The sequence below is a fragment of the Marinobacter sp. P4B1 genome (assembly GCF_001447135.1).
GTDB lineage: Bacteria > Pseudomonadota > Gammaproteobacteria > Pseudomonadales > Oleiphilaceae > Marinobacter > Marinobacter vinifirmus.
In genome coordinates this window covers 124726-144359 of record NZ_LLXM01000005.1, presented here as the reverse complement: position 1 = coordinate 144359, position 19634 = coordinate 124726, and the positions used below count along the sequence as shown (strand labels likewise).

Annotated in this window: 17 protein-coding genes and 2 tRNA genes; 8 read left to right on the top strand and 11 right to left on the bottom strand. The window is 60.1% G+C overall.

What is annotated here, in order from left to right; translation table 11 throughout:
- Positions 1 to 19 precede the first annotated feature (19 nt).
- Complete coding sequence (locus AQ621_RS02430; RefSeq protein ID WP_058340118.1) at positions 20 to 3109, top strand: molybdopterin-dependent oxidoreductase; 3090 nt, start codon at positions 20 to 22, stop codon at positions 3107 to 3109.
- A gap of 66 nt (positions 3110 to 3175) precedes the next feature.
- On the opposite strand, the gene AQ621_RS02425 is transcribed toward AQ621_RS02430, so the two are convergent.
- On the bottom strand, positions 3176 to 4213 hold the full coding sequence (locus AQ621_RS02425; protein WP_058340117.1) for an NAD(P)H-dependent flavin oxidoreductase: 1038 nt from the start codon (positions 4211 to 4213) through the stop codon (positions 3176 to 3178).
- A 161-nt stretch (positions 4214 to 4374) separates the two neighbouring features.
- Here AQ621_RS02425 and AQ621_RS02420 point away from each other — a divergent pair, with 161 nt between their 5' ends.
- Positions 4375 to 5151 carry an SDR family oxidoreductase gene (locus AQ621_RS02420; RefSeq protein ID WP_058340116.1) on the top strand — a complete coding sequence of 259 codons (777 nt, stop codon included), beginning with the start codon at positions 4375 to 4377 and terminating at the stop codon, positions 5149 to 5151.
- Positions 5152 to 5221: 70 nt separating this feature from the next.
- On the opposite strand, the gene AQ621_RS02415 is transcribed toward AQ621_RS02420, so the two are convergent.
- The 3 genes from AQ621_RS02415 to AQ621_RS02405 are packed head-to-tail and all read right to left on the bottom strand — an operon-like array spanning position 5222 to position 7945.
- On the bottom strand, positions 5222 to 6385 hold the full coding sequence (locus AQ621_RS02415) for a trans-sulfuration enzyme family protein (protein WP_058340115.1): 1164 nt from the start codon (positions 6383 to 6385) through the stop codon (positions 5222 to 5224).
- Between the two features lie 32 nt (positions 6386 to 6417).
- On the bottom strand, positions 6418 to 7695 hold the full coding sequence (locus AQ621_RS02410; protein ID WP_058340114.1) for a type II toxin-antitoxin system HipA family toxin: 1278 nt from the start codon (positions 7693 to 7695) through the stop codon (positions 6418 to 6420).
- Between the two features lies 1 nt (position 7696).
- Positions 7697 to 7945 carry a helix-turn-helix domain-containing protein gene (locus AQ621_RS02405; protein WP_058340113.1) on the bottom strand — a complete coding sequence of 83 codons (249 nt, stop codon included), beginning with the start codon at positions 7943 to 7945 and terminating at the stop codon, positions 7697 to 7699.
- A gap of 190 nt (positions 7946 to 8135) precedes the next feature.
- Here AQ621_RS02405 and selD point away from each other — a divergent pair, with 190 nt between their 5' ends.
- Positions 8136 to 9173 (top strand): selenide, water dikinase SelD, encoded by a 1038-nt coding sequence (gene selD, locus AQ621_RS02400; protein ID WP_058340112.1) that lies wholly within the window; start codon positions 8136 to 8138, stop codon positions 9171 to 9173.
- Between the two features lie 90 nt (positions 9174 to 9263).
- Here selD and AQ621_RS02395 read toward each other — a convergent pair whose 3' ends face one another.
- Both AQ621_RS02395 and rnk read right to left on the bottom strand, forming a co-directional pair.
- Entirely contained in the window at positions 9264 to 10442 is a 1179-nt protein-coding gene (locus AQ621_RS02395) for a cytochrome P450 (protein WP_058340111.1), read from the bottom strand.
- 101 nt (positions 10443 to 10543) lie between these two features.
- Complete coding sequence (rnk, locus tag AQ621_RS02390; protein WP_022988098.1) at positions 10544 to 10930, bottom strand: nucleoside diphosphate kinase regulator; 387 nt, start codon at positions 10928 to 10930, stop codon at positions 10544 to 10546.
- A 257-nt stretch (positions 10931 to 11187) separates the two neighbouring features.
- On the opposite strand from rnk, the gene AQ621_RS02385 reads away from it, so the two are divergent.
- A complete protein-coding gene (locus tag AQ621_RS02385; protein ID WP_058340110.1) occupies positions 11188 to 12102 on the top strand; it encodes an AEC family transporter in 915 nt (304 codons plus the stop codon).
- On the opposite strand, the gene AQ621_RS02380 is transcribed toward AQ621_RS02385, so the two are convergent.
- Positions 12079 to 13005 (bottom strand): zinc ABC transporter substrate-binding protein, encoded by a 927-nt coding sequence (locus AQ621_RS02380; protein WP_058340109.1) that lies wholly within the window; start codon positions 13003 to 13005, stop codon positions 12079 to 12081. The two genes, AQ621_RS02385 and AQ621_RS02380, sit on opposite strands and share 24 nt — an antisense overlap.
- Before the next feature lie 140 nt (positions 13006 to 13145).
- Between AQ621_RS02380 and gltX the strand changes: the two genes are divergently transcribed.
- The 3 genes from gltX to AQ621_RS02365 all read left to right on the top strand — a co-directional run bounded on the left by gltX (position 13146) and on the right by AQ621_RS02365 (position 14902).
- Complete coding sequence (gene gltX, locus AQ621_RS02375; protein ID WP_058340108.1) at positions 13146 to 14627, top strand: glutamate--tRNA ligase; 1482 nt, start codon at positions 13146 to 13148, stop codon at positions 14625 to 14627.
- A 116-nt stretch (positions 14628 to 14743) separates the two neighbouring features.
- Positions 14744 to 14819 (top strand) — tRNA-Ala (locus AQ621_RS02370).
- A 7-nt stretch (positions 14820 to 14826) separates the two neighbouring features.
- A tRNA-Glu gene (locus AQ621_RS02365) sits at positions 14827 to 14902 on the top strand.
- A gap of 209 nt (positions 14903 to 15111) precedes the next feature.
- Here the strand turns inward: AQ621_RS02365 and AQ621_RS02360 are convergent.
- A complete protein-coding gene (locus AQ621_RS02360; protein WP_058340107.1) occupies positions 15112 to 15963 on the bottom strand; it encodes a 6-carboxytetrahydropterin synthase in 852 nt (283 codons plus the stop codon).
- A gap of 175 nt (positions 15964 to 16138) precedes the next feature.
- Between AQ621_RS02360 and AQ621_RS02355 the strand changes: the two genes are divergently transcribed.
- A complete protein-coding gene (locus tag AQ621_RS02355) occupies positions 16139 to 16684 on the top strand; it encodes a nucleotidyltransferase family protein (protein ID WP_058340436.1) in 546 nt (181 codons plus the stop codon).
- Here AQ621_RS02355 and AQ621_RS02350 read toward each other — a convergent pair.
- The 3 genes from AQ621_RS02350 to AQ621_RS02340 all read right to left on the bottom strand — a co-directional run bounded on the left by AQ621_RS02350 (position 16664) and on the right by AQ621_RS02340 (position 19632).
- A complete protein-coding gene (locus tag AQ621_RS02350; RefSeq protein WP_058340106.1) occupies positions 16664 to 17710 on the bottom strand; it encodes a response regulator in 1047 nt (348 codons plus the stop codon). The genes AQ621_RS02355 and AQ621_RS02350 overlap by 21 nt on opposite strands.
- Positions 17711 to 17765: 55 nt before the next feature.
- Positions 17766 to 19061: a PEGA domain-containing protein gene (locus AQ621_RS02345; protein WP_058340105.1), complete on the bottom strand. Its 1296-nt coding sequence runs from the start codon at positions 19059 to 19061 to the stop codon at positions 17766 to 17768.
- Positions 19062 to 19176: 115 nt separating this feature from the next.
- A complete protein-coding gene (locus tag AQ621_RS02340) occupies positions 19177 to 19632 on the bottom strand; it encodes a hypothetical protein (protein WP_058340104.1) in 456 nt (151 codons plus the stop codon).
- Between the last annotated feature and the right edge of the window lie 2 nt (positions 19633 to 19634).

Here is a 19634-nt window from a genome sequence, read left to right as displayed (position 1 = left end):
TTAAGGGCGGAGCATAGTTATGGACAAGAATCGTCGTAATTTTCTGAAAGGAGCAGCGGCCGCTGGTGGTGCTGCTACCTTCGCGGCGGGCTACTACGACCCGCTGGAAAAGATGGCCAAGGGCCTGGTGAACGGTACCTCTGGCAAACAGACTAACGACCGGCTGCACGCCAACAGCCTGGCGCCGGAGTATTCCGTAGACCCCACCACCGGTGAGGTAACACTGAACCCGGACCAGCGCATTGCCTTCACCGTGTGCTATGGCTGCACCACCAAGTGCGGCGTGCGGGTGCGGATTGATAAAGAGCAGGACAAGGTTCTGCGGGTGTCTGGTAACCCGTACCACCCGCTGTCTTCTGACGAGCACCTGGACGAGAACACGCCGGTAATGGATGCGTTCCGCCAGATGAGTAACTTCAAGGATCAGGGCCAGCTGAATCGTTCTACCGCCTGTGCCCGTGGCAACGCTGCCATGGCCCAGCTCACCAGCGATCAGCGGGTACTCACCTGCCTGAAGCGGGTAGGGCCGCGGGGCAGCAATCAGTGGGAATCTGTGCCGTTCGAGCAGCTGCTGGATGAAATTGTGGAAGGCGGCGACCTGTTCGGTGAAGGTGAAGTAGAAGGCCTGCGTGCCATTCGCGATATCGAAACCCCGCTGGACCCTGAAAACCCGGAATACGGCCCCAAGGCCAACCAGTTGCTGGTAATGGAAGCCACCGATTACGGCCGTTCCGCGCTGCTGAAGCGGTTCGCCTGGAACGCCTTCGGTACCCGCAACTATGGCCACCACGGTGCCTACTGTGGCCTGGCGTTCCGGATGGGCTCCGGTGCGGTGATGAACGATCTGGCCAAGAACGCCCACGTGAAGCCGGACTTCGCCAACACCAAGTTCGCGCTGTTCATTGGAACTGCACCCAGCCAGGCCGGTAACCCGTTCAAGCGCCAGGGCCGTTTGCTGGCCCAGGCCCGTACCACGGGTGACCTGGAATACGTGGTGGTCGACCCGGCTTTGACTGCGGCTGCGTCTCACGCGGCGGGCGAGCGCAATAACTGGATTTCCATTCTGCCGGGCACAGACCCCGCACTGACCATGGGCCTGATGCGCTGGATGCTGGAGAACGATGGCTACGCCAAGGATTACCTGGCCATTCCGGGGAATACTGCGGCCCAGGCGGCCGGTGAAAAAGGCCACTCCAACGCCACGCACCTGGTGATTGAAGACGAGGCCCACCCGCGGGCGGGTTACTTCCTGCGTATGAGCGATATCGGCCGTGCCACTGAGGGCGCTGCAGACGATGTGCCGGTGGTGGTGGATGCCAATGGCGAGCTGGCAAGCTCCGAAGTGGCCAGCAGTGCCGAGCTGTTTGTGGAGCGTACCGTAGAAACCGGCAACGGCCCGGTTGTGGTGCGCAGCTCCCTGTTCAAGCTGCGTGCAGAAGCGCAGAAGTACAGCATTGAAGAGTACGCCGATATCTGCGGTATTGATGCGGAAATCATCCGCCGGCTGGCGAAGAAGTTTGCCAGCCATGGCCGGCAGTCCGCCGCCGATGCCCACGGTGGCATGATGTCTGGTGCGGGCTTCTACGCCTCTTTCAGTGTGAACATGCTGAACGTGCTGGCGGGCAGCTTTAACCATAAAGGTGGTGTGGCCAAGGGTGGTGGCTCCTTCAATGGTGTGGGTAAAGGCCCCCGGTACGACCTGGCAGATTTCCCCGGCAAGGTCGGCCCCAAGGGTATTTTCCTGAGCCGTTCACGGTTCCCGTACGAGAAGTCTTCCGAGTACAAGCGCAAGGTGGCCAGTGGCCAGTCTCCGTACCCGGCTGAAGGCCCCTGGCGCAAGCTGGCGCCGCCGATTCTGACCGAGCATTTGATGTCTGGCCTGGATGGCTATCCGTACCGCATCAAGGCGATGATCGGTGCCATGGCCAACCCGCTGTATGGCCAGGCTGGTCTGACTTCCGTCATCGAAGAGAAGCTGAAAGACCCGAAGAACATCGGCCTGTTTGTGGCGGTGGATGGTTTCATCAACGAAACCAACCGCTTTGCCGACTACATTGTGCCCGATTCCGTGATGTATGAGGTGTGGGGCTTTACCGGTGCCTGGAGCGGCACGCTCACCAAGATGACTACTGCCTGCTGGCCGGTGGTGGAGCCTCGCCAGGTGAAGACTGCGGCCGGCGAGCCGGTGAGCCTGGATACCTTCTTCATTGAACTTGGCAAGAAGCTGAGCCTGCCGGGCTTTGGTGATGATGTGATTGCCGGTGCCGATGGCACCATGCATCCGCTCAACCGCGCTGAGGACTTCTACCTGCGTGCGGCGGCGAACATTGCGATGACTGGCAAGCCGTTGTCTGCGCCCAGCGAGGAAGACATTGTGGCTGGCGGCATTGAGCCGCTGATGGATCGTATCAAGTCTACCGTGGCGGAAGACGAAGTGGGCCCGGTGGCTCACCTGTATTCCCGCGGTGGCCGGTTCGAGACCATGGAAAAGGCCTACGACGGTGACAAACTGGGCCACGCCTGGAGCCGCCCGCTGTGTGTCTACAACGAAGATGTGGGCACAGCCATCGACAGCTACAGCGGCAAGCGCCTGACCGGTACTCCCATGTACCATCCGCCGCGCTTCTGGGATGGCTCGCTGATGCGGGAGCACTTCCCGGAAAACGAATGGCCGCTGCTGGCGTTCTCGTTCAAGAGCAACCTGATGAACTCCTACGCCATCGGCCTTGAGCGCCTGCGTATGATCAAGCCCTACAACCCGGTGCTGATCAACCGCAAAGATGCCGAGAAGTTTGGTGTGCAACACGGCGACACCATCAGCATCGAAAGCCCGGGCGGCAAGGTGCTGGCATTGGCGCTGGTGGGGGATGGTGTGCACGAAGGCGCCATCGGCATCGAACACGGCTATGGCCACCGCGAACTCGGTGCCGCCGGCCACGTAATCGACGGAGAAGAACGCCCCGGCAACCCCTACCTGGGCGCCGGCGTGAACATCAACGACCTCGGCTTCGCCGACCCCACCCGCACAGACCAGGTTGCCACCTGGCTGGAAAACGTCTCAGGCGCCGCCGTGCGCCAGGGCCTCCCGGTGCGAATCCGCACCGTTTGATAAGGCGGGGTCAGACCCCCGGTACATTTCGAGTGGTGAAATGTATTGGGGGTCTGACCCCGTTCATTAGCCTGCCAGTTCTTCTACCAAGACTCCCGCCGGAATCTCCCGACAACCGCTGGCATTCTGCCCGGACCACAATGGTGAGAAATCCCCGGTGCCAGCCGCTTCCCCGGCTGCTCGCAGCGGTGCAATGGCATTCGTTGCCAGGGGAAATACCGGCGCCTGATCGCAAACCGGGCCCAGTTCCCGCATTACCCGGTTAACAATGCCCCGCGCGGGGCCGCCGGAGAACAGGTTGGTGATGGCTGTATGCCGCGCCGCTGGGCTTTTCAGGGCCTCGCGATGCAGGGGCTTGGTGGTGGCTTCCGGGCAGAGCATGAACGCGGTGCCGATTTGTGCAGCCACGGCGCCCAGGTCCAGGGCTGCCCGCACACCTGCGGCCGTGGCAATGCCGCCGGCGGCGATTACCGGAATCTTCACTGCAGCCACAATCTGCGGCAGCAGGGCGAACGTGCCCATCTGGGTGGTCATGTCCGTGTTGAGGAAAATGCCCCGGTGCCCGCCGGCTTCCAGGCCCTGGGCGATGATGGCATCGGCGCCGTGCTGTTCCAGCCAGAGGGCTTCGTCTACGGTGGTGGCAGTGGACAGCACCTTCGCACCGGCTTTTTTGACGCGCTCCAGCAGCTCCGGCTTCGGCAGGCCAAAGTGAAAACTCACCACGGCGGGGCGGAACGCTTCGACAATCGCTGCGGATTCTTCATTAAACGGCATACGCCCCGGGCCGGCGGTGATGCTGGCCGGATCGATGTCGAATTCCTTGTAATAGGGCGCCAGCGCCTGCCGCCAGTTGGCTTCTTGCTGCTCGTTGGGCTCGGGTGGAGTGTGCGCAAAAAAGTTCAGGTTGTAGGGCTTGTTGGTGGCTTCATTCAACGCCTTAAGCTCCTCCCGCAACGCCTCCGTTCCCAGCATTGCACAAGGCAAAGACCCGAGCCCACCGGCATTCGAAACCGCCGTCGCCAGCCGATAATCCTGAACCCCCGCCATCGGCGCCTGGATGATGGGCTTCTCGACGTTAAACAGGGCTGTCAGTGCGTTACTCATAGTTTCTTCTCCAATTCGGGGTCAGACCCCCAGTACATTTCGTGTGGCCAAATGTATCGGGGGTCTGACCCCCGCAGTGTGTCGGTTGGGCCAAGGTTTGTGGCGGGGTGGGTTGGTAAGTTTATCGGAATAACAAGTTCAATGAGCGGAGTCTGGGTTTTATGAGTCGACAGGTGTTTATTACCGGCGGGGCCAGTGGTATCGGGTTGCAGCTGGCACGGAGTTATGTGCGCACGGGCGCAGCGGTAACTTTGTTTGATGTGCAGCCGGCGGAGCAGGCGGTGGCGGAGCTTTCGGCGCTGGCCGGGGTGCACAAGGTGCGGGCGTTTGCGATGGATGTCACCCGGCCGAAGCAGGTGCGGGAGGTGCTTGCAGAGGCCGCACGGGAGGCTGAGCCCGATGTGTTGATTCACTGCGCCGGCATTTGTGTGGCGGCGGATTTCGAGGCGATTGATGACGACACCTACGCCCGGGTGATCAACATTAACCTGGTTGGCTCCCGCAATGTGGTGGCGGGCGCGCTGCCGCATCTGAAATCCGGCTCGCAGTTGGTGCTGATTGCGTCCATGGCCGGGCTGGTGGGCTGTTACGGGTATGCGGCTTACTGCGCTTCGAAATACGGGGTGGTTGGGCTGGCGGAGGTGTTGCGGATTGAGCTGGCGCAGAAGGGGATTGATGTAACCGTGGTGTGCCCGCCAGAGGTGGAAACGCCGATGGTGGAAGCCGAGCGGCTGAACCGGCCAAAGGAGACCGAAACCCTGAAGCTGATGGCCGGCACCCTGCCGCTGGATTATGCGGTGCGGCAGATTCGAAAGGGCATTGATGCCCGGCGCTTTATGGTGATCCCGGGCTGGCGGGCCCGGGGGTTGTGGTTCACCAACAAGTTGTTGCCGGGGGTTATGACGCGCCGGTTGGCGGATTTTTTGGTTAGCCGGTGATCGGTGGCGGGTCTGACCCGCCGATAAAAATCCGCTCTGGAGGATAATTTATCGGGGGTCTGACCCCGAATCAGGAGAGGGCCTGGTTGAGGTCGGCGATCAGGTCTTTGGCATCTTCCAGACCTACGGACAGGCGCAGCATGCCGTCGCCGATGCCGCGTTTGAGGCGTTCTTCGTGGCTCAGGCCGTGGTGGCTGGTTGCGCTCGGTTGGCTGACCAGGCTTTCTACGCCGCCCAGGCTGGTGGCGAGCAGGAAGATTTTCAGGGAATCTGCCACTTTTTCAGCTGCTTGCTGGCCGCCTTCCACTTCAATGCTGAGCATGCCGCCGAAGCCGGTCATCTGCTGTTGGGCCAGGTCGTGGCCTTCGAAGGAGGGCAGGCCGGGGTAGTGGACTTTGGTGATTTTCGGGTGCTGTTCCATGGCCTCAGCTACCGCCATGGCGTTTTCGTTGTGCTGACGGATGCGCACCGGCAGGGTTCGCAGGCTGCGGGAGAGCAGGGCGGCGGTTTCCGGGGCGATCAGCTGGCCCAGGTTTTTGCGCCAGGCGGCAACCGGTTTGGCCAATTCGGCTGAGGTCATCAGGGCGCCGGCGGTGATGTCGCTGTGGCCGCTCAGGTATTTGGTGGCGCTGTGCAGTACCAGATCTGCCCCCAGTACCAGCGGTTGCTGGTTGATGGGGCTGGCGAAGGTGTTGTCTACCGCCACCAGGGCGCCGTGTTGGTGGGCGGTTTCTGCGATGGCGCGAATGTCCAGAATGGCCATGTTCGGGTTGGCCGGGGTTTCGAAATACACCAGCTTGCCCGGTTCACCCAGTTCGTCGGCCAGCCGGTTCTGTTCTTCACGGAACAGGAAGGTGACCGGAATGCCCAGGGCCATGCAGTGATTTTTAAGCAATTCCTGGGTGCCGCCGTAAAGGTCCCCCACGCAGACAATTCCCTTGCGACCGTGGGCCAGCAGCGTTGCAGAAATCGCCGCCATACCCGAGCCAAACGCCAGCGCCGCTTCCGCCTGCTCCAGCCCGGCCAGTCCCTGTTCCAGTTCACGAATGCTCGGGTTGGTGCCCCAGCGCGTGTACAGGTTGCCTTCGCTGCGCCCTTCAATCACATCCAGCAACGCGGCGGTGTTCTCGAACCGGTAGGTGGTGGTGTTGTACACCGGCGAGTAGGGGCTGCCGAACTGATCTTTGTGGCGGCGGTTGTGGATGATGCGGGTGGCGGGGCCTTTGTGGTTCATGGTGGTTCCTGTTTGTGCGGAGGAGATTCGGCTTATCCGTTGAAAGGGATAAAATGATCGGGGTCAGACCCCACTTTCTGGGCTTGTGCTCGAAGGCCGGTGAGAATCGGGTCAGCTACTTTCGCCGGAAATCCATTGGGTAGCCGTGCGTTGACGGATTCGATGACGGCTTCGGTTTGAGCCACCGTTTCTTCCATTATGGCGGCGGCCCGCGTCGGCGAAAAGCCCATGGCCTTCGCTGTTGAGAGGAAGTGCCGGGGAAGTATCTTAGCGCGTGCGGGTGCCAGGCTGTCGTGATCCATCAGCGGATAGGCTGAAATGACGTCGTACAGTGGCGTCATGCGGTAGGCCGAGCCGGGTTCAAGGAACAGACTGAAGTTCTTGGCGTGGCCGTCGATGGCCGCCAGAAGCCAGAACACCAGCTGGGTTTTGAAAAACGTGTCCCGGTCCTGGCTGGCATTCTGCGAGCCTTCAAGAATCTTCATGCATTGCCGAAGACCTGGCCCGCCATCACTTTCATATTTCAGCGCGGGCGAAATGCCCAGTGCCTGGCAGAAGTCTTCCTGGGGCAGACGCATCAGCCAGGAACGATCACTTGACCATTTCCGGTCAAAACGTTCGACAATCAAGATGCTTTGGTTCCCGAAACGCGCCAGGTCTGCGTTGGCGGTTGGCAGGCCGAAGGCTTTGAGAATCTGAAGGCAGAGCCATTCGTTCTCGCTGCTTTCGCGCAGATCAATGTTGCTGTGCTCGAGAAAACCAATCGGTAGTTTGAAGATGTGGCTGGTGGGCGTCGACCCCAGAGGAAGTTGCCATTGATTCTGGTGCCACAGCAGTGCGGTTTTCTCCTGTGCGCCGGCCAGTGATATGCGGAAATCGTGATCTTTGGCCATACCCAGCGGCGCATCCTGGTAGCCTGCCAGAAGGTTCTCGATGTCCCGGTTGTTCAGCGGCCTGGCCCTGGTTTGTGTAACGTCAGGCAGCACCATGCCATTGGGGTATAGCTGATTGGCCCCAATGCAGTCTCTGCCCACGCTGGCAAGGAGATCGAAGGGGTGACTGCTGGCAACACGAAAGCGAGCTTGCATGCGGGCTCGGAGGGTATCGGAATCCGGCAGCAGGTTGTCGAAGAAGTTATAGACTTTTTCACCCTTGTAGGGTGCAAGTGTGAGCGGCAAGGACAACGAGATAGCCCGCGCGCCCGGCCGGTCTACCCATTCTTTCAGGTACTGAAAAGTCATCGCGCCGGAGCGAGCCTTTTCAAGAGTGCCAACCTCAATTCCGTTGAGGGCTACCAGCAGTTGTGACATCTCACCACTCCTGGTCCCAGCCAGCTTCGGCATTTTTTGTATCGCGCTCGCTCAGGTGCAGCTCCAGATCGAGGGAGGTAAGCAGCTTGAACAGCGTTTCAACCCGAGACGCCTCCGGCTTGTTCTCGAAGCCAGATAGGGTCGCCTGCTTCAGGCCAACGTTATCAGCAACCACGCTCTGGCTGAGCTGACGTTCCTTCCTGATGTTCTTCAATGCCTGCGCCAGCATTTCCGGTGATGTGATTCTCACACTTATCCCCTTAAGCGGATTTTCTCAACCATATACCCTGAAGGGGATAAAGTCCATTTATCCTCTTGTCGGGATAAAAAGTTCGGGGTCTGACCCCGGTGGTTTTATTGGCCGGGGAGTAGGCCGCATTGTAGACTGTTGCGTATTGAGAGGATAACCAAGTTGCTTCAACCCAAAGAAGGATGACGCTTTGTCTATCAAGTTGACTGAATTCAGCCACGGCGCGGGCTGTGGTTGCAAGATTGCGCCGGATGTTCTGGACCGGATTCTGCACACCGATATGCCGGATTTTCATGATCCGAAACTGCTGGTGGGTAACAGCAGCCGGGATGATGCCGCGGTGGCGGATATCGGTAACGGGATTGGCGTGATCAGTACCACCGATTTCTTTATGCCGGTGGTGGATGATCCGTACGATTTCGGCCGGATTGCGGCGGCGAATGCCATCAGTGATGTGTACGCCATGGGCGGCAAGCCGGTGATGGCGATTGCGATTCTGGGCTGGCCGGTGAATGAGCTGGCGCCGGAGATTGCCGCGCAGGTGATTGATGGCGGCCGTGCCGTGTGCGCCGAGGCAGGCATTGCACTGGCCGGTGGCCACAGTATTGATTCGCCAGAGCCGATTTTTGGGCTGGCGGTGACTGGCCAGGTGGCGGTAGACCGCATTATCCGCAACGACACCGCCAAGGCGGGTGACCTGCTGTATCTGACCAAGCCGCTGGGCGTGGGCATTCTGACCAGTGCCTCCAAGAAGGGCAAGGTAACGCCGGAAGACCTGGCCGTCGCGGTGCAGAACATGTCGACCCTGAACAAGGTGGGCGAGGTGTTCGCACAGATTGATGGCGTGAATGCGATGACCGACGTAACCGGTTTCGGCCTGGCTGGCCACCTGCTGGAAATCTGCCGGGGCAGTGGCCTGAAGGCTACCGTCAGCCGCAAGGCGATTCCGACCCTGCCAAACCTGCAGCCGTACATTGATGCCGACTGCATTCCGGGCGGTACCCACCGCAACGCGGCAGCGTTCGGCAAGGCCATCTCCGGCATGACCGAGGCCGACAAGCTGCTGTTCTGCGATCCGCAAACCAGTGGCGGCCTGATGGTGAGCGTGGCGGAAAGCAGCCGCGAAGCCTTCGAAGCCAAGGCTCGCGAGCAGGGGCTGGAGCTTCAGCCGCTGGGTCGTCTGGAAGCAGCCGGTTCCGAAGAGAGCCTGGTGTTCATCGAAGACTGATAGCACCCGCAATCAAAAAAGCCGCGCCCGGTACCAAACCCGGCGCGGCTTTTTTGTATTCGGGGTCAGACCCCGAATACATTTGGTGGGTCAAAATGTACCGGGGGTCTGACCCCCATGGAAGATCAGGGGCAGGTGGTTGAAGCCGCCGGTGGGGAACATGGCGCGTTCTGGTTGTTCGTCTTTTGCGATGTCTATGGCTGATATCTGTTTCAGGAATTCTTCCATGAATACCTGCAGCTCCATGCGGGCCAGGGGGGCGCCGGGGCATACGTGGATGCCGGCGCCGTAGAGCAGGTTTTTGTTGGCGTTCTGGTGTGGGCAGTAGCTGTCCGGGTTGCCGAATTCGGCTTCGTCCCGGTTGGCGGAGGCCCAGAGGAGGGTGATTTTCTCGCCGGCGGGAATGGTGCGGCCGCCGATTTCGACTTCGCGGGTGGTTACCCGGCGGTTGGAGATCAGCGGGGCGTCCATGCGCAGGATTTCGTCGATGGCTTCGGGTAGCAGCTCCGGTGCGGCTTTCAGGTCGGCCATTAAGGCCGGGTGCCGGGCCAGGTAGTTCAGCAGTATGGAGACGGAGGCCGAGATAGTGGCCAGTTCGCCCACGGTCCAGTTGCGCATCAGGCTGACCAGTTCGTCATCGGTCATGGGTTTGCCGTTCACCTGTTCGCGCATCAGCGAGGTGGTGACGTCATCCGGCGCCTGGTCGCCAGCCTGGCGGCGGGTTTCAAGCATGTCGGTAATGTAGTCGTCGAATTCCCGGGCCACAGCGGCCATGGCGTCCCGATCCCGGGCGAGGGTGGCGCGGTGGTTCTTGCGTACCCATTCCGCCAGGGGTTCGTGCAGGCGTTCAGGCCAGCCCATAAAGGCGCACTGGATATGCAGGGCGAAGGGGCGGCTGAGGGCATCGACCACATCCACGGCCTCACCCTTGGCCAACTGGCTCACCAGCCCGCGGGCAATCTCACGGCAAACCGGTTCGAACCGGGCCATGGGTTCCGGGGCGAAGTAAGGTTCGATCACTTTGCGATAGGGGGTGTGCTCGGGCGGGTCCATGCCGTTGGGAACGGACAGGTGGGCAGACACGGCGTTGCTGAAGGTGTCGTGGTCTTCCAGTACGGCCATCACGTCTGCATGGCGGAACAGCGTCCATTGCTGGTAGTCGCTCCAGGCCACGGGGCAGCGTTCGCGCATGTCGTCGTACGCGCGGATCTGGTCTTTCTGTACGCTGGCGGCTCTTGGGTCCCAGTCTTCGTGGCGCTGTTCGGTCATACGGCCTCCTGATGGTCTCGTTAGCTTGCTTTCAGGCTAACACCGGAGGCCGCTGGCCATTTGGAGAAATGTCAATTTATGACATTTGTAAAGGAAATTGCTTATGCGCCGCGAGTAACGCTCACCACCTTCAGGTGGATGGGCTTGCGGCCTTTCATGGGCCATTCGATGCTGTCGCCGATGCTCAGGCCCAGCATGGCGGCACCGGCCGGGGCCAGGATGGACACCTTGTGGTCTGCATCGCCCACTTCGTGGGGGTAAACCAGCATCATTTCGTGTTCTTTGCCGGCGTCTTCATCCACAAAGCGCACCAGCGAGTTCATGGTGACCACGCCTTCGGGCATTTCGGCCAGGGGCACGAGGTCTGCGCGGCTGAGTTCGTCTTCCAGGCCGTCGGCGACGTCGGACTTGCCGGCCATGCGCTCGAGCAGGGTGCTCAGGCGGTTGTAATCTTCTTCGGCAACAGTAATAGAGGGTAATTCAGACATAGAAATCTCCGGAAAAATGGTTCAACAATGTTTGGTTTTAAGCGCTGAATCCGGAAGGGTTGTAAGGTGGATTCAGCGAAATCAGAGGCGGATAGCAGCCCTGCCGGTGTTCGCAGAGGAAGACCGCAGTGCCAAAGAGGATGTGTGAATACAGGAAATCTGGCTGTTCACGTTGTTCGAATCAGTCCGTTATAGGATGCTATAGGCTGAATCTAACCCCCAAAGAGCAAAATGGCAACGGTTAAAAGGATGATGGCATGCCGGTAGTTGTACAGGCCCTGTTTCCGGTTTTCGTATTGATCATGTTGGGCCATGTTTTACGGCGGCTGAACTTCCCGGGCGGGGATTTCTGGCCCGAGGCGGAGCGGTTCACCTATTACATCCTTTTCCCGGCCATGCTGGTGTTCAAGCTGGGGCAGGCCAGGTTGCCGGCCTCGGCCTATGCCGACACCGCGTTGCTGATTGTGGCCATGCTGCTGGCGATGACGGCGGTGCTGGTGGCGGTTCAGCTGTTCTGGCGCTGGAGCGGGCCGGTGTTTTCCTCGGTGTATCAGGGCGCTATTCGCTTTAACTCCTATGTGGGCCTGGCGGCGGGCGGAATGCTGCTGGGGGATGATGGGCTGTCCCTGACGGCCATCGCGGTGGCCATTATGGTGCCGTTGCTGAACCTGCTGTGCATTCTGATGTTCTCGCTGGTGGCGGGGCAGGACAAGGTCAGCGTGGTTCAGGTATTGCGGGCGATTGTGACCAACCCGCTGATTGTCGGCTCGGTGCTGGGGGTATTTTGGAGCTGGTTCCAGATCGGTTTCCATCCGCTACTGGCGGGCATCCTGGCACCCCTGAGCAACCTGGCGCTGCCCATGGGGCTGATGACGGTGGGGGCAGGGTTGCAGTTGAGCGCCTTGCGGGGTGCTTCGGCGCCGTTCCTGGTGTCGTCGGGGTTGAAGCTGCTGGCCTTCCCCACCATGGTGGTGGGGCTGGCCTGGGCGCTGGGGCTGAGTGGTTTGTTGGTGCAGGTGGCGGTGTTGCTGGCAGCGTTGCCTACCGCCACCTCGGCCTACATCCTGGCACGCCAGCTGGGCGGTGATGCGCCGCTGATGGCGGGTATCATCAGCGGGCAGACCTTGCTGGCGATGGTCACCATTCCGTTAATGCTGAGCCTGCTCTGGTAGGCATTCCAGTACAGCGTCCGCAATGGATTGCTGGAACTGGATGTAGCCTTCGCTGGTCGATTCGATATCGGTGGCCAGCGGGTCCCAGGTGCTGAAGGTCACGTCCAGGCCTTCGGTGATGGAACGCCACCACTGGCGGTTGAACTGGGGTTCGGTCAGTAGGCACGGCTGGTTGGCCTGGCGCAGTTTGTCCTGCACTTCGGCAATATGCCGGGCGCCGGGGGACAGCTCCGGGTTCAGGGTGAGCACGCCATCCAGCTGCAGTTCATAGTGTTCGGCAAAGCGTTCAAAGGCGCTGTGGTACGCAAACAGGCTGATGCTGTGAAGCGGTGCCAGGCTGGCTTTGATGTCCCGTTCTGCCGCATTCAGGTCTTGCTCGAACCGGGCCAGGTTGGCGTCCAGTTCTTCTTTCTTCATATCCTCCAGCGTGACCAGTCTGGCGTGGATGTCCCGTGCCATGTCCAGGGCCAGTTGCGGGTCTGTCCAGATGTGCGGGTCTTCGCCGTCTCCGTGGTCGTGGCCATGGTCGTCGTGGTGATCGTGGCCGCTGTGTTCATCTTCGTGATGATTGTCTTCACCTTCCGGCACGTCGGTAAAGGCCACCACCCTGCCGTCGAATTCATGGCCACCGAGCAGGCGGCTGAGGAAGGTTTCCATTTCCGGCCCAACCCAGAAGATGGCATCCGCCTGTTCCAGGGCTCGGCGCTGGGAGGGTTTCATGGTGTAGTTGTGGGGGCTGGAGCCGGCAGGTACCAGGGTTGAAACCTGCACGCTGTCGCCGGCCACGGCTTTTACCAGCAGTTCCAGTGGCTTGATGGAGGTAACAACGTTGGCGGCCGAGGCCGGAAAGGCGGTAACGGCCGCGGCCATGCCAAGGGCGAGAGAGAGGGTGCTGCGTTTCATGGTACTGAATCCTGATGATGTCCTGAAACGTTATAATATTACATTAACGGCAGTTGGTGCAAAGCCGATCATGCGAAACCGCCCCATGGCCGCTATAATGCGCCCTTTATAAATCGGCCACTTATTTTCAGGATGGTTTCATGACAGTACGCACCCGAATTGCCCCGTCGCCCACTGGCGATCCACACGTTGGTACCGCCTACGTGGCCTTGTTCAACCTGTGTTTTGCACGCCAGCACGGTGGCCAGTTCATTCTGCGCATTGAAGACACGGATCAGGCCCGTAGCACGGCGGAATCCGAGCAGGATATTCTCAAGGCCCTGCGCTGGCTGGGCCTGAACTGGGACGAAGGCCCCGATGTGGGCGGCCCCCACGGCCCTTATCGCCAGTCTGAGCGTAAGCACATGTACGGCCAGTACGCAGAAGACCTGGTTACTGCCGGCCATGCTTTCTATTGCTTCCGCACCCCGGAAGAACTGGACGCCATCCGCGAAGAGCGCAAGGCCCAGGGTCTGAACCCGGGTATCAAGGGTGACCTGGAGCTGCCGGCAGACGAAGTGAAGCGCCGCCTGGATGCCGGCGAGTCTTACGTTATCCGCATGAAGGTGCCGGACGAAGGTGTGTGCGAGATCCAGGACATGCTCCGGGGCACCATCGAAATCGACTGGGCCCAGGTGGATTGCCAGATCCTGCTGAAATCCGACGGCATGCCTACCTACCACCTGGCCAACGTGGTGGATGACCACTTGATGGGCATTACCCATGTGTTGCGGGGTGAGGAGTGGATCAACTCTGCGCCCAAGCACAAGCTGCTGTACCAGTACTTTGGCTGGGACATGCCGGAGCTTTGCCACCTGCCGCTGCTGCGTAACCCGGACAAGAGCAAGCTGTCGAAGCGCAAGAACCCCACCAGCATCAACTTCTATGAGCGCATGGGCTTTTTGCCGGAGGCGGTCACCAACTATCTGGGCCGCATGGGCTGGTCCATGCCGGACGAGCGCGAGAAGTTCACCCTGGATGAGATGATCGAGAACTTCGACATCCAGCGTGTGTCTCTCGGTGGCCCGGTGTTTGATGTAGAGAAGCTGCGCTGGCTGAACGGCCAGTGGATTCGCGATGAGCTGAGCGACGAACAGTTCATGGAGCGGATGCACCAGTGGTGGTTCAACCGTGACGACCTGCAAGCGCTGGTGCCGCACATCAAGGGCAGGGCAGAGGTGTTCTCTGACGTAGCTCCGATGGCTCAGTTCATGTTCAGCGGCATGCTGAACCTGAAGCCGGAAGACTTCGCCCACAACAAGCTGGAAGAAGCCCAGGTCAAGCGGGTGCTGCAGTTCACCCTGTGGAAACTGGAGGCCCAGCGCCACTGGAGTAAGGAAACCATCTTTGCCGACATCAAGGCCCTGGCCAAGGCCATGGACCTGAAGATGGGGGATTTCATGTTCTCGATCTTCGTGGCCATTGCCGGAACGCCCAATTCCTGGTCGGTAATGGACTCCATGGCCCTGCTTGGCCCGGACATGACCCGCGCCCGTTTGCGCACCGCGCTGGACGTAATGGGTGGTTTCTCCAAGAAAGAAACCAAGAAAGTAGAGAAAGAATACGCCGCTTTGGGTATTTAATAAGCGGTTTGTCGGATAATTGAACGATGTGAACAGGGATGTTCAAAAAACTTTAAAAAAAGCGAAATCGGGTGTTGACGGCCTAGGGGCGGATCCTTAATATACGCATCCGTTGAGGGGCCATAGCTCAGCTGGGAGAGCGCAACACTGGCAGTGTTGAGGTCAGCGGTTCGATCCCGCTTGGCTCCACCAATTTCTAGTCCCCTTCGTCTAGTGGCCTAGGACTCCGCCCTTTCACGGCGGCAACAGGGGTTCGAACCCCCTAGGGGACGCCAATACGGCTTGACGGTTTAGTCCACCGGATAGCCATCAAAAAAACCGCCTTCGGGCGGTTTTTTTGTGCCTGGAATTTGCCCCGGGGTCAGACTCCCCAACGGGGGTCTGACCCCCAGTTCTGAAGTGACCCCGAAGTTCTCCCGATTCTCCGAGTTAAAAGGGGTCAGACCCCCGTTGGGGAGTCTGACCCCGGGGAGAGTTTTGATCCCTAGCGGGCAGCAATCGCTCCCTTGCCCACGCCTTCATAAGCCTTCACCCGAATCTCGTCTTCCGGAAACTCCGCTTTCAGCGTGTCGGCAATATACGCGGCAATCAGCTCTACGGTGGTGTCGGTATCCAGCATGTACACGCGGCTTTCCGGCAGAGTGAGGGCGAATTCGCCCTGGTTGGCTTCGTATTCGAAGGTGATGTACGCCGCGCCGTCGTCGCCTACAAAGCGGCGGGTTACGTCTTCTTCGGTGCCTACGTAGATATCCTTCCACAGTTTGGCCCAGCGGTTTTCCAGGTCGTAGTCCCGGTGGCCGTTGCGGTCGATGCGGATGGGGGAGCGGTGGCCGTGGGCGATGCGCTGGCAGTTGCCCAGGTGTTTCTTCAGGCCGTGTACGTAGTGGTAGTAAGCGCCTTCAATCACGTCTTCCCGCAGGTTGATTTCCACAGAGGTGACGTTGCCGGGCAGTACTGCCATCAGTTCTTTTTCCAGCAGGGCGGCTACGGCCGAGGGGACTACGCGGTCTGAGGACAGCCACACCACGGCTTCATCCGGTGAGCGGTGTTCGATGCGGCTGCCGTCGGTCAGGTCCCAGATAAAGGTGTCCGGGGTTTCTTCGTCCCAGTGCAGGCCTTCATAGCCACGGGGGATCACCAGGCGGTGGTCTACCCGCTCGTCGATCACCCGTTTGATGGTGCGTTTGACCAGGCTGAAATCGAACACCATGCCCTGATCGTCCAGTTCGCCGCCCAGAACCACGTCTGCAATCCAGCTTTCACCCACAAGGCCCCGGCTTGGGTCCAGGTAGGCGAAGTCAATCACGGTGAGGTTGTCGACAAAGAGGTGGTTCATGAATGGTCCGGCTGATTTGGTTGCATGGTGGCGGAATTCTAGCAAAAATCGCGGGATTCAGCAGTTTACTGCAGCTATCCACGCTATTAAGGAATCCGGCATCTTAACTATCAACCCTTGTTCTCACGATCAGCAGTTTCCGGCATTGGTGCTGGCGGCGGGCCGTGCCTCCCGTATGGGGCATTACAAACAGTTGTTGCGGGTTCCGGGGCGGGGCACGTTGCTGGATAACGCCATTGGCCAGGCCCGGCAGTTGTCGGCGCAGATCACGGTGGTGGCCGGTGCCGGATATCCGCTGGTGCGTTTTCGCTGCCACAGGCAGCCGGCAAGCTGGATTGTGTGCGACAACTGGCAGGCCGGGCTGGCGGAATCCCTGAAGGCGGGTGTGGCCGCCCTGGGGCCGCGGGTATTGGGCGTGTTTGTGGTGTTGGGGGATCAGCCGTTATTGGATGTGGACGGCCTGAAGCAGCTGGCCCGGCAGGCCCGGGATAACCCGGCAAAAGCCCTGGGTGCCAGTTACGGGCGCAGAACGGGAGTGCCGGCGTGGATTCCGAGGGCCCTGTGGCCGCAGGTGTTTCAGCTGGAAGGGGATGCCGGAGCGGGTGTTATCCTGAACCGTGCGGGAGCCGGACGGGTAGAGATTGCCGGGGTGCAACAGGATGTCGACACCCCCGGCGACTGGCGTCAGGTACGTGCGATGTTAAACGCCGAACAGTCCTGACAGCCAGGCAATACCCACACTGAAAATGCCGAGGCTCACGGCCAGGCCCAGCGTGTACATGCGGGAGTTGGCGGAGCGCTGCTGCGAGACGTACAGGTCGATGGTGCGCTGGGCGATGTCTTCCGCGGTTTCACGGGAGATTTCGTGGGCCTGCTGAATGGCTTCAGACTGCAGGGTTTGCCAGAACTCGGTGTCGATGGTCTGCACATTGGTGATGTGGTCTTTCAGCTCGGCCATGTGATCGGGGGTAAAGCCGGCGGTTTTCGAGAGTTCTTTCTTCAGGGCCGACAGTTCCCGGCCCAGGTTGATGTTCACCTCGGCGGCTACGTCGTCCCGCAGGTTGCGGGTGCGCTCGTCTACCATGGCAGACAGCGCGTTCAGGCGTTCTTCCAGCTCGGCTTCCTGCTTGCTCCGGGTGTCGTCCAGGGCCCGTTTCAGGTGGTCGTACTGTTCATCAAACAGGTCGCTCAGCAGCTCGTGCAGGCGATTGTTGATGTGGGTTTTAACCGCCGAGCGGGAAATCTGTTCGATCAGGTCGCTGGTCAGCGGCACCACATCGGCACCGGCGTGGCCGTTCAGGTTGATCTCGGATTTCGGCTCGACCTCGGCGGATTCCATCTCGGCGGGTGGCTCCGGCAGGGTGCCGTGCTCTACGTCGTTGGCCAGCTCCTGCAGGGCGAGCTCCAGGCGCTCGGTCTGGGGCGGCTTGGTGAGGATGCTGTAGATGCCGAAGTTCCTGGCTTCTTCCGTGAAATCGGAGGATTTCTTGGAGGTGCACATGATAATCGGAATGCCGGCGGTGTCCGGGTTGCCCTTGATGGCCTTGGTGGCCTCTACGCCGTTCATGCCGGGCATCAGGTGATCCATAAAGATCACATCCGGGCGGCCGTTGTTTTTCAGGAAGTCCAGGGCTTCCTCGGCAGAGCTTGCCATGTTCACTTCCATGTCACGACTCTCGAGCAGTTTGCTGAGGGCAAACCGGGCTACCTTGGAGTCGTCCACAAGCAGAGCATTCTTGATTGGCATGTCACTTCCTCAACCTGTTACTGCTGACGCGTGGGTGCTGCGACCGGGTTTTTGATTACCAGCCTTCCAGTTGCGGGCACTGGGTGGCCCGATAGCTTTTTTCCCGATAACACACACCGGGTTCCGTTGAGCGGGCGGTAAATATTTCGCCGGCTGCGGTTGTCAGGCGAACCTGTCCGTAGGGTTCACCGTGGCGGAAAGTGGCTTCGATGGAGCTGCCGTTGGGGTTGCGCAGCAGCCCCTTGCCATGGAATTTTCCTTCCATGTATTGCCCATCGTACTTCTTCCCGTCTGCAAAAATTTCTGTGCCCTGGCCGTGGAATTCGCCATTGGAGAATTCGCCTTCATAGGTGCGGCCATCGGGGTAGGTGAGTGCGCCCTGGCCGTGGAACTCGCCATTGCGGAAGCCGCCCACATAAAGCATGCCTCCGGTGGTGGTCAGGGAGCCCTGGCCGTGCAGGTTGCCCTGGGCCCAGTTGCCGGTCAGGGTGTCGCCGTTGGCCCGGGCCAGGGTGCCCTTGCCATGGAATTCGTTGCGTTCGAAAAGGCCGTTGTAGCGGCTGCCATCCGGATACCAGGCGGTGCCTTCACCGTGGAACTTGCCATCGATAAAGTGGCCTTCGTAACGCAGACCGGTATCGTCTTCGTAAGTGCCATCGCCGGTTTTAACACCGCCCAGCCACTGGCCGTTGCGGAATTCTACGCGGGTGAGTTCTTCGAGCTGGCCAACCAGGGTCATCTGCTGGCCGGCTTTCAGGGCCACCGAATTGGTCCAGGGCTGGTAGCCGGGCTTGGCAATGGTGACGTCGTAACGGCCGGGGTCCAGTTCCAGGTCCAGGCGGGTGGCGCCATAGTTGCGGCCGTTAATGGTGACCACATCGCCCACCACGTTGGAGCGCAGTACCAGCTTGCCGGTGGTGGCCGGTTCGGGTTCCGGGGCAGGTTTGGAGGCAGTTTCGGGTTCGGCCTTTGGTGCCGGCCTGGCAGCCGGGGCTGAGATAGCAGCCACGGGCTCGGCCATGGCAAGCATTTCCGGCTCTTCGGGCATGGGTTCAACCGAGAAGGGTTCGGCAATCAGGGGCTGTTCGGGTTCCGGGGCCGGCTCGGGTTGAACCTGTGGGGCAGGCTCTGGTTCGGGCTCAGGTTCGGGTTCTGCATCGGCAAAGACCGGTTCCGGGGTTTCGGCGGGCTCCGGGCCGGGCTCTGCACTGGCTTTGGCAATGGCGGCTTCCACCTCGGGCGCCTGGACTACGGGCAGGGTGATGTCTTTGCGTACCGAGGCAAATCCGGCGGTAACCAGCAGCATTAGGGCAAGCGCGTTGATGAACAGCAGTGGTCTGAAATCGACCATGATGAAACCTCGTGATCCATACGTTCCGGATGCTTTTGTTATGGTTTCATCTTAACCACTGTGTGCAACGTTATGTAACAGAAACCGCCTGCAGTTGGTCAGAATGCTGGCCAAATCACACTTTGTCCGGAAGCGGGTCATGGTTAACCTGCTCCCACGCCTTCATGTATACATCGGCTTCATATTCATAGGGTGACCGGAACGGGGTCAGAACGAAGTCGAACACCAGGAAAAAGCTGCCGATGGACAGCCAGGCGATGGTCAGGGTACTCAGGGTGGTGGCCTGTTGTTCCGGGTTGGAGGCAACGAACTCCTGCAGCATGGGGATCAGGCTGTTGGCCATCACCACCGGGTTAAAACTGGACAGTACAAAGGGCAGCCAGAAGGCGATCACCAAGGGGAAGAAGCCGTAACACCACAGGGCGCGGCGTAGCAGGTAGAGGGTAACTTCCTTGCGAAACTGCTGTCTGAGTTCCGGTGTTTTGCGGATCTGCTCCAGGTACCGGCGGCGTTCGGCCCACCAGGCGGCTACTTCAGGAGAGTCTATGTGCTTCTGGGTATGGTCTGTCATAA